This window comes from Chitinivibrionales bacterium, from assembly GCA_014728215.1.
GTDB lineage: Bacteria > Fibrobacterota > Chitinivibrionia > Chitinivibrionales > WJKA01 > WJKA01.
Map to the genome: position 1 here is coordinate 1 of WJLZ01000137.1, position 10546 is coordinate 10546.

8 protein-coding genes are annotated in these 10546 nt (G+C 46.9%); 7 read left to right on the top strand and 1 reads right to left on the bottom strand.

Annotated features, from left to right (window positions below; translation table 11 throughout):
- Positions 1–23 precede the first annotated feature (23 nt).
- Positions 24–2603: an ATP-dependent chaperone ClpB gene (gene clpB / locus GF401_11585; protein MBD3345692.1), complete on the bottom strand. Its 2580-nt coding sequence runs from the start codon at positions 2601–2603 to the stop codon at positions 24–26.
- Positions 2604–2904: 301 nt separating this feature from the next.
- Here clpB and GF401_11590 point away from each other — a divergent pair, with 301 nt between their 5' ends.
- The 7 genes from GF401_11590 to GF401_11620 form a co-directional block, all read left to right on the top strand.
- On the top strand, positions 2905–3219 hold the full coding sequence (locus tag GF401_11590) for a hypothetical protein (GenBank protein ID MBD3345693.1): 315 nt from the start codon (positions 2905–2907) through the stop codon (positions 3217–3219).
- A gap of 33 nt (positions 3220–3252) precedes the next feature.
- Positions 3253–4938, top strand: coding sequence for a hypothetical protein (locus tag GF401_11595; GenBank protein ID MBD3345694.1), 1686 nt, complete (start codon positions 3253–3255; stop codon positions 4936–4938).
- Positions 4939–4949: 11 nt separating this feature from the next.
- Positions 4950–7484, top strand: a complete 2535-nt coding sequence (gene ptsP, locus GF401_11600; GenBank protein MBD3345695.1) for a phosphoenolpyruvate--protein phosphotransferase — start codon at positions 4950–4952, stop codon at positions 7482–7484.
- Positions 7485–7728: 244 nt separating this feature from the next.
- Positions 7729–8151: an Hsp20 family protein gene (locus tag GF401_11605; GenBank protein ID MBD3345696.1), complete on the top strand. Its 423-nt coding sequence runs from the start codon at positions 7729–7731 to the stop codon at positions 8149–8151.
- Positions 8152–8165: 14 nt separating this feature from the next.
- Positions 8166–8564 carry an Hsp20 family protein gene (locus GF401_11610; protein MBD3345697.1) on the top strand — a complete coding sequence of 133 codons (399 nt, stop codon included), beginning with the start codon at positions 8166–8168 and terminating at the stop codon, positions 8562–8564.
- A gap of 142 nt (positions 8565–8706) precedes the next feature.
- The gene (locus tag GF401_11615; GenBank protein ID MBD3345698.1) at positions 8707–8991 is read left to right on the top strand and encodes a co-chaperone GroES; all 285 of its coding nucleotides are present in this window, start codon (positions 8707–8709) and stop codon (positions 8989–8991) included.
- Positions 8992–9537: 546 nt separating this feature from the next.
- Positions 9538–10546, top strand: a 1009-nt coding sequence (locus tag GF401_11620) for an Hsp70 family protein (protein MBD3345699.1), incomplete at its 3' end; no start/stop codon positions are given.

The window sequence follows — 10546 nt, forward strand, 5'->3', positions numbered from 1 at the left end:
TATTTAAAATATTCTTCAGGTTCTTACTCTGCCGAAAAGTTCAACGTGTCTCCTTCGGCGCGTACTTTCACTTTGCTGCCTTCACCCAGTTCTCCGGCCACAATCATTCTCGAAATTGCAGTCTCGAGTTCCCGCTGAATTGTCCGTTTCAGCGGCCGCGCGCCGTAGACCGGATCGAATCCGGTTTTTGCAAGATACTTCCGGGCAGAATCATCAGCTTCAAAGGTGATATTCTTTGACGCCAGTAGTTTGGCAAAGCGCTCGAGCTGTATACCCACGATCAATTCGATATGTTCCCTGGTAAGGGAGTGGAACACCACGATTTCATCGACCCGGTTGAGAAACTCGGGCCTGAAATGTTTCCGCATCTGATCGAGCACGGTCTTACGAACATCTTCGTAATGCTCACCCGCCTGTTCGGTAATTGAAGTGCTTCCGATATTTGAAGTCATGATGATAATCGTATTTTTAAAGTTGACTACATGGCCCTGTGCATCGGTAATACGACCGTCATCGAGTATCTGCAAAAGTATATTGAAAACATCGGGATGGGCTTTTTCGATCTCATCGAAGAGCACGACCGAATAGGGTTTTCTCCTGACCGCTTCGGTGAGTTGCCCGCCTTCTTCATACCCAACATAGCCGGGAGGCGCCCCTACCAGCCGCGAGACGGCGTACTTTTCCATATACTCCGACATGTCAATACGAACCATAGCCCGATCATCATCAAAGAGGTTGAAAGCCAGCGACCGGGCAAGTTCGGTTTTACCAACGCCGGTCGGTCCGAGGAAAATGAAACTCCCTATCGGACGTTGTGGGTCTTTGAGTCCTGCTCTGGCCCGAAGCACTGCATCGGCAACCACATCAACAGCCTCATCCTGACCAACTACCCGTTTGTGCAGATGGTCCGAAAGGGTCAGCAGCTTGTCCCGTTCGCTTTGCACCAGTTTGTTGACCGGAATATGGGTCCACCGGCTGATAATCGATGCAATATCTGCTTCATCAACCTCCTCTTTCATCAACCGCGACTCCTGCTCCCGCAATTTAGCTTCGGCTTCGGCAATACTTCGCTCCAGGGTAGGGATTTCCCCATGACGGAGCTGGGCGGCCCGGTTAAGATCGTATCCCCGCTCCGCGGTTTCCAGTTCACTTTTATACCGGTCCAGTTGTTCCCGCATTGCCTGAAGATCGGTAATTCGTTTCTTTTCGGTTTCCCAGCGGGTTTTCATTTCCGCCACCGACTCCTTGACTTCAGCAAGTTCCTGTTTCAATCGCTCGAGCCGCTCCCGTGATTTTTTGTCCTTTTCCTTTTTAAGTCCGGTTATTTCGATCTCTATCCGCATCTGCCGACGCATTGCTTCATCGAGTTCAGTGGGACGGCTGTCCATCTCGGTACGCAACCGCGCAGCAGCTTCATCGACCAGATCGATCGCTTTGTCCGGAAGGAACCGGTCGGAAATATACCGGTCGGAGAGAGTTGCCGCTGCAATAATGGCGCCGTCACGAATCTTCACCCCATGATGGACTTCATATCGCTCCCGAAGACCGCGGAGGATCGAAATAGTATCTTCGACGGTTGGCTGATCGATGAGGACTGTCTGAAATCGCCGTTCGAGGGCCTTGTCTTTCTCTATATGTTTCCGGTATTCATCAAGCGTCGTTGCACCAATACAATGGAGTTCTCCCCGCGCAAGCATGGGCTTGAGAAGATTACCGGCATCCATAGCTCCCTCGGCCGCACCGGCTCCCACGACCGTATGGAGTTCATCGATAAAAAGAATGATATTCCCGTCGCTTTCGGTGACCTCTTTGAGCACCGCTTTCAATCGCTCCTCAAATTCACCCCTGAATTTGGCCCCGGCTATGAGCGCCCCCATGTCAAGAGCTACCAGCCGGCGGTTTTTCAAACCCTCGGGAACATCGCCATTGATTATGCGGATAGCAAGACCTTCAACAATAGCGGTCTTTCCTACCCCCGGATCACCAATAAGCACCGGATTGTTTTTGGTACGACGGGACAGGATCTGAATTATCCGGCGGATCTCATCATCCCTGCCGATTACCGGATCCAGCTTGTTCTGCTCTGCCATACCGGTAAGGTCCCGGGCATACTTCTCAAGGGCCTGAAAGGTACCTTCCGGATCCTGTGAGGTCACGCGCTGCTTGCCCCTGACTTCTTTGAGACCGTTTAAAATATCCCGTTCTTTGATACCCGTATTATCTGCAGCCTCTTTACACGACGAATCTTTATCCAGGGATGCCAGGAAGAGGTGCTCGGCGCTCACATAGTCATCTTTCATTTTATTCGCCAGTGCCTGCGCTTCAGCAACAACCGCTGTAAATGTGCGTGATGCATAGGTTTGTGACGCTCCCGTCCCGGATACGGCGGGTATAGCTTTCAGTTTGTTTTCGATTTCATTCTCTAAAACAGCTACATTGATATTCAATTTCCCTAAAAGTGCAGGGATAATCCCCTCAGGTTGCTTCAGAAGCGCCATCATCAGATGAAGTGGTTGTAACTCCTGATGGCCCCGCTGAACAGCCTCAACCTGAGCAGCCTGCAAGGCTTCCTGAGATTTTTTTGTAAATTTTTCGATGTTCATACGTAATATTCTCCATGAAACGTTTTTATACTTATTTTTTGAATGTGTCCGATGTACCCTTATGCAAGATCAATGCCAACTGGAAAAGGGCGTTTGATTACTCGAAAAAGGGATAAAATATCGGTTCCGATCCAAAATGAAACATAAAACTTTTAAAATGAAACATACTTCTATAAATTATATTGAATAAGGAAACTGGGTTAAAAATTTAAAGCTGCGTCATACAATTTGATGTTTTATTAAATGACAACCGACAGAAAATTTTTTATTTTAGTCATATCAGCCACAAGGAGGCATACCTATGTTCGAAATCGTTGAAAAAGCCATCTATGCAGGAATCGGTGCAGCATATATGGCAAAAGAAAAAGTTGAAGAGATGGGCAAGAAGATTGCCGAAGATACTAACATGTCTGAAGCTGAAGGAAAAAAATTTGTTGAAGAACTCAAAAAGAGATCATCCGAGGCCCGTCTGGCAATGGAAAAATCGGTGAGTGAAACAATGGAAAAAACACTCAAGAGGCTTGATATCCCGACCAGAAAAGAAATTTCCTCTCTTGAAAACCGCCTGTCACGGCTCGAGAAGGATGTTGATGATGAAAAAGAAGAAAAAAAATAAACAAATCAATAAATTGATATAGCCTGGATTTCTATGGGTCTTCGTACCAGAAGAAGCGGCATCCTTCATATTGGCCGCTATGGTGAAATACTTTCGGTTCTGATTAAATACGGTTTTGGCGATATCGTTGCAAGCCTGAATATCGAGCGCTATCTCTCTCTGACCAAGAAGATTATTTTTACCCATGAGGAGAAAGAGCGGTCGCGCAAGGTATCCCGATGGGAACGTGTCCGCCTTGCTCTTGGAGAGTTGGGCCCGACATTTATCAAACTGGGTCAGTTTCTCAGCAATCGTCCGGACCTGATTCCGGTTGACCTTATCACCGAACTTGAAAAGCTGCAGGATTCGGTAGCGCCTGTTTCCTTTAAAGAAATTAAAAAGATAATCGAACAGGAGTTGAAGAATCCTATCGATAAAATATTCAAGACCATTTCCGAAAAGCCACTGGCATCGGCATCGATCGCTCAAGTTCATCGGGCGGTGTTAAATAACGATGATATGGTTGCGGTCAAGGTTCAGCGACCTAATATCAGACAGGCAATTGCCACCGATCTGGATATTTTATACCATCTTGCCACGCTTCTCGAAAGAAACAATCAGATCATGCGGGCACTCCATCTGACCCAGCTCGTCGATGAATTCGAGCGCATGCTGAGTAAGGAACTCGATTTTTCTATTGAAGCTGCCCATATCGAACGTTTCCGCTGTGATTTTTTGAAAGAAGAGCAAATATTTGTTCATAAGTTGTACATGGACTTTTCTACCCGGAAAGTTCTGACCACCGAATTTGTGCATGGAATCAAAGTTTCGAGGGTAGACAAACTCGAAGAAGCAGGGATAAGTCCAAAAGAAACCGCCAAAACATGTGTCAATCTTATTCTCAGGCAGATTTTTTATCACGGATTTTTCCATGCCGATCCTCATCCGGGAAATATTCTTGTGCGCCGCGACGGGTCTATCTGTTTTCTGGATTTCGGCGCCATGGGTGTGCTCCCTCCCAGTCTTCGATATCATCTGAGCATAGTCCTTTACGGCGTTGTAAAAAAGGACCCGCAGCGAATTGTCCGCACCCTTGTTCAACTTACCAGCGAACGGGTACGCAATATCGAACAGCTCGAGTATGATATCACCGAGTTTATCGAAGAATATTCGCTTCTTATGCTCAAAGAGATTGACATCGGCGACATCCTCCATCGTTTCGCAGGCATAATTACCGAACATAATCTGAAAATCGTTCCGGGATTCTATCTGCTTCTCCGTACGATCATTATTACCGAAGGCGTTGCCAGGAGGCTGGATCCCGAATTCAATATCACCCGGCAACTTGAACCCTATGTCAAAAAACTGATTAAAGAAAATCCCCGGCTTCGCCATCTTTCATATGATATCTTTTTTACCCTCTCGGATATAGCATCCCTGGCAAAAGATTTTCCCTTCGAACTCAAAGAAATCGTCCGGCTCATCAAATCAGGCGATCTTAACATCCAGTTTGAACATCGGGGGCTCGAGCCCATGCTCATACGCCACGGTCAGCTTGTCAATCGTCTGATTTTTGCAATTGTTCTTGCCGCCCTGATAGTGGGATCTTCCATCGTTATCCATTCGGGAATTCCGCCGAAATTTTTTGACATCCCCCTTATCGGCATCGCCGGCTTTCTCCTTGCTGCATTTATCGGCTTTGGCCTGATATTTTCAATTATTCGAGGAAAGAAGATGTAGAGGAAACACCAATGGCAGAAAAGAAAAGAAAGAAAAGAATCAGATCGATATCATCGGCGCCTGTGTCGTTCCGGCGGGACCTTATCGAATTACTGGCCGATGGCCATAAGGGCAACAAACGACAACGGACAAAAATCACTGCTTTAAAAAAACAGCTTGGTGATGAGATATATACTCATGCGGTCTATCTCCTGACCCATTCGATCCCGGAAAGTGCTGAAAAGGCGAAAAAAACGTTTCTCGATATTGTCGAACACCGTAATTTTCTTTCTCGGAAACTGTCCCGTCCGGTGAGTCTCACGGTCTCGGCACTGGATTATATCGAAATATCATCAATAGGCGGCGCGGCTCCGGACCTCTCGAATTTTACTATCGTGGGAAGAGTCTCCGATACCATCGGCTCAACCCAGCGCATATACGAGTCCCGAAATTTCATCACCGAACTTCAAAAAGTACTCAACCGGGAAGAAAACCTTCCCTATCCTGTTTCAATTATTCTTCTTGATATCGACCATCTTTCCGAAATGCACAGCGCCTATGGATATCCGGTTGAAGAAAAGGCGGTTGAAGACATCCGGAAAGAGCTGGAAAATAACGTCCAGGAAGTCGACCGTATTTATCAGTATACGGGCAATACATTTGCGGTTATCCTTCCGGGACTGGGTAAAAAGGACGTTTCCAAGGTGACGGATCGACTGAAAAATGCAGTGAGCGGAATGGAAATCGGTAATTCGGCCGTGTCCCCGGTTGTCCGGACCGGTTCTGCTACCGTCAGCCCCAACGCCGGTCGTCCCCCCGATCCACAAACCCTTGTTGACAATGCAGACAGATCAATTTTTGAGTCCTGGTTCGACCAGCGTACACCATCACCCGTTCAACCTGAAAAGGAAATTACGGTTCCCGGGCAGAAACGAATAGTGTCACGGCGGGTTATACCCGCTATTCCTATTGTACCGGGACGGGCGTTGGGAAAATCTTTTAGTTATAAGGACGTTCTTACTCGCGATTTCAAAACCATTAAACTCCGCAAGTTTGAAATTCCCGAAGAATTGAAACGAATAAATAAAGCTTTTACCAGAGTCAAAAAAGACCTCGCCGCCCTGCAACGTCAGATATCCGGCGCAGTTTCTCACAACGAGGAAGCGATCCTCCAGGCCCAGCTCACGATTCTTGACGATCCCTTTATTCGCTATGAAATCGAAGACCTTATCCAGGAAAAAATGATTAATGCCGAGCAGATTATCCGCGAAACCTTCGGCAAGGTAAAAAGTCAGTTCGAGCAGAATTCCAACCCTATGATCAAAGAGAAGATCAGTGATATCCAGGATATCGAATGGCGGCTCCTTCGGGTTCTTACCGGTATTGAAGATAACATTCTTTCGGCGATCCCATCCAGGGCGGTTATCATGACACCCCGGCTTCTGCCGTCCGATACTATCCATCTCAACACCCATAATGCGGTGGCTTTTGTTACCGAAGAAGGAAGTGGAAGCAGTCATTCGGCTATACTTGCCCGGGCACTTAACCTCCCGTATGTTTCGAATGTCAACTCCCGTATTTTCAACAGCGTCCCTCAAGGTACCGTTGTTATTGTTGACGGCAACGAGGGGAGGATTATTATCAATCCGGATGTTGAAGAAAAACAACAGGTGATGAGCGATCAAACAAAGAAAAAAAGGAAATTTCGCTCAATCAAGAAGAAAATGATGACCCGTTCCTTTTTTATCGGCGATGAACCGATAAGGATACTTTCAAATGTCAGCACTGCAGAAGATGCTGCATTAGCGGCCGAATCGAATGCCGAAGGAGTCGGTCTTTTCAGGCTGGAAAACCTCTATATGGCCAGTTCGATCCTTCCTAATAAAGAATCACTGGTAAACGAGATCAATACAATCGTAACACCACTTCACCATCTCCCCATAACCATCCGCTTGCTTGACATCGGCGGGGATAAAAATCTGCCCTATCTTAAAACTGAAAGCGGCCGGAATCCGCTGCTTGGGTTGCGGGGAGTGCGGGTGTTAAAGAAATATCCCGGCCTGCTTCGCACACAACTCAGAGCATTCATCAAACTGGCCGAAAAATATACATTAAAAATACTGGTGCCCATGACCTCACTGGCCGAAGATGTTGTTTTTATCCGATCCTTTCTTGAAAAGGAATGTAAAAAACTTAATGTCTACCCTCCAATACAAATCGGATCCATGATCGAAACACCTTCGGCAATTATGGATATTGATAACATTATAAAGAATTCGGATTTTCTCAGTATCGGTACCAATGATCTCATTCAGTATGCTGTAGCAGCGGATAGAGAAACGCTGAGTTGTTCGGAGTACTATGAAGCAGGAGCCCAACTGGTTGCCAAGTCTCTTAAAACTGTCGTACAGAAATCAAAAGACGCCGGCATCGAATGCATTATCTGTGGAGAGATGGCTGCGAATCCCGAATATACAAAGGAACTTATCGATTCCGGCTTCAGGTTTTTCAGTGTTGCTCCGGCCCGTATCAGCACCCTCCGAAAAACACTCGCCGATATCCTCTGATAACGACCTCACCTGTCTGAAATTAAAACGTCATTTCATTTTGAAACGCCCATTTTGCCATAGAGTGCCTGTATTTCGATTTTTCAGCCACTTTTATCTGGCACATGATTTGCAGCTCTCAGAAACAGAAAACAAAATACAACGATTTACCCTGAAGTCACAGGAATCACCAAGAATAAAGTAATAGAATCGGGTTTATAGACAAATTTTGGGGTTTCGAATTTAACCAGAGGAGGTGGTTGTTATGATGTGGCGTATTGATCCGTGGAAAGAGTTGGAGCGAATGAGAAGTGATCTCGACAACATTTTTTCGGGGTCCAATTATGGCGTGACCGGGCGCTCGTTTCCATTAATGAATGCCTACGATAAAGGCGAAGAAATCGTTATTACCGCGGAGTTGCCGGGCATGACCAAAGACGATGTTTCGATTACTTATTCCGACGGCGTGCTGACCTTATCGGGCCAAAAGAAGCCGTTATTCGACAATGACGGCTACGCTCTCGTACGACAGGAACGGTCGTCGGGTGATTTTGAAAAATCATTCACCCTTCCGTGCAAAATCGAGCAGGATAAGATCACCGCGCTCTTTAAAAACGGCATACTGGACATTACCTTACCCAAATGTGAAGAATCCAAACCGAAGCGTATTGCTGTCGATGTGCAATAAAGGAGGTGAGTCGTATGACAACAGAACTGAAGAAAAGAGAACAAAAGACAATTAACAACACTGCCGCCGAACAGATAAATGAGTCGGGTGTTGCGTACAGTCCGGATGTCGACATTTACGCATCGGATGATGCAATACTTTTTGCCGTCGACTTGCCCGGCGTTGAAAAGGGACAGGTAAAAATCGAGGTAACTGAGAACGACACTTTGGTAATCAGAGGGAAAAACTCCTATGCAGAACCCGGCGAGGCGATCCTTCGTCAGTACAAAGTGGGCGATTATTACCGTGCCTTTCAGATAAATAACGATTACGATAAAGATAAAATATCGGGCACGCTTGAAAACGGACTTTTGCAGGTAAAAATCCCCAAGCGTGAAGAGGCCAAGCCCAGACGAATAGAAATCAGCGCCTGAGAACCGACGAGTAGGGCTATGGACAAAAAGGCAAACCACTTTTCATATAGATGTGAAGGCTCTCCGGACACATTCTGGTCCGGAGAGCCTTCTTCGTTGATCCGACTCATCATTCATTTTCACCATTTACAGGAGGTTTTATATGAATGTCAAACCACTGGAAGACCGGATCGTCGTTAAGCCCCTTGCGGCAGAAGAAAAGACGTCAGGCGGGATTATAATCCCCGACAACGCAAAGGAAAAACCCCAGACCGGGGAAGTAGTTGCAACCGGTCCGGGCAAATATTCCGATCAGGGCAAAAAAATTGAACCGGGCCTGAAAAAAGGCGATAAGGTGCTGTACGGCAAATATTCCGGCACCGAAGTAAATATTGAGGGTGAAGACTATTTGATCATGCGGGAAAGTGATGTTCTGGCGTCATTATAGAAGAATCAACTGCTGTCATAATAAGTAAATGAGTTTACTTATGACTGCAAAAATGTTGGATTTTGGTTTAACCGCCCGGAGCATGCTTCTCAAGGGAATCGACACACTCGCTGCAACGGTCAACGCAACACTGGGCCGCCCTTGAAGATGGTATTGTTCCCGGCGGTGGTGTTGCCTTTATCCGGGCTGCAACCGGACTATTTATTCCAATGCAGGTCGGGAAGCGTCGGTGATCTGCAACAGAGTAAAGGAAGAAAATGCTCCAGCCCCCATAGCGCTGAAATGGATGAGTATTAATACTTACCAAGTGCAGGGCTTTGGCCCTGCACTTCCCTTTGTTTCTTTCCTCCTGTTTCATAATTGAACGCCGCGTTTTGAAATAGAACCATTTCTATTACACATTAAAAAGCTGGTGTCCTTAAATTGGTCTTGACGGCTCAAAAAGGGCAATTATGGTATTCTTGCTTTTTCGGCACGACTCTTGCAAACTCTTTATCACGAGAAAAAAGAAAAAATTATAATTATTTAAATATAAAGGAGGATAGTATGAGTAAAATTATCGGAATCGATCTGGGAACGACCAATTCGGTTGTCTCCGTGATGGAAGGTGGTAAGCCCGTAGTGATTACCAATTCCGACGGCGCGCGGACTACTCCGTCGATCGTGGCCTTTGCAAAGGACGGCCAACGACTGGTTGGTTCAATCGCAAAGCGTCAGGCGGTCACCAACCCCGACAGCACGGTCTATTCAATCAAACGATTCATGGGCCGGCGGGGAAAAGAGGTCCGGAATGAAGAAAAGATGGTGCCCTATCAAGTCGAAGGCAATGCCGAAGAACCGGTAAAGGTGAATATTGCGGGCAAGCAGTATACTCCGCCGGAAATATCGGCCATGGTCCTTCAAAACCTTAAAAAAGCCGCCGAAGATTACCTTGGGCATGAAGTAAAGGAAGCGGTCGTTACCGTTCCGGCATATTTCAACGACGCCCAGCGTCAGGCGACCAAGGACGCCGGAAAAATTGCCGGTCTTGACGTCAAACGTATTATCAACGAACCGACCGCGGCTTCACTTGCCTATGGCCTGGAGAAAAAGGGCAACGAAAAAATAGCCGTCTTCGACCTGGGCGGCGGCACCTTCGATATTTCGGTGCTTGAAATAGGCGATGGTGTTTTTGAAGTTAAATCCACCAACGGCGACACCCATTTAGGCGGTGACGATTTCGACAAGGTGGTGATCGATTATGTAGCCGACGAGTTCAAGCGGGAAAACGGGATTGATCTCCGCAACGACCGCATGGCCCTCCAGCGGCTCAAGGAAGCAGCCGAGAAGGCAAAATGTGAATTGTCCAGCTCGATGCAGACCACAATCAACCTCCCCTTTATCACCGCCGATGCAGGTGGTCCGAAACATCTTGACATAACTGTCACCCGCGCCAAATTTGAGGCGTTGGTCGCTCAATTGATCGAACGGACTGTCGGCCCCTGCAAAAAGGCCCTGGAAGACGCCGGAATATCTTCCTCGGATATCAACGAAGTTATTCTGGTGGGAGGTTCGA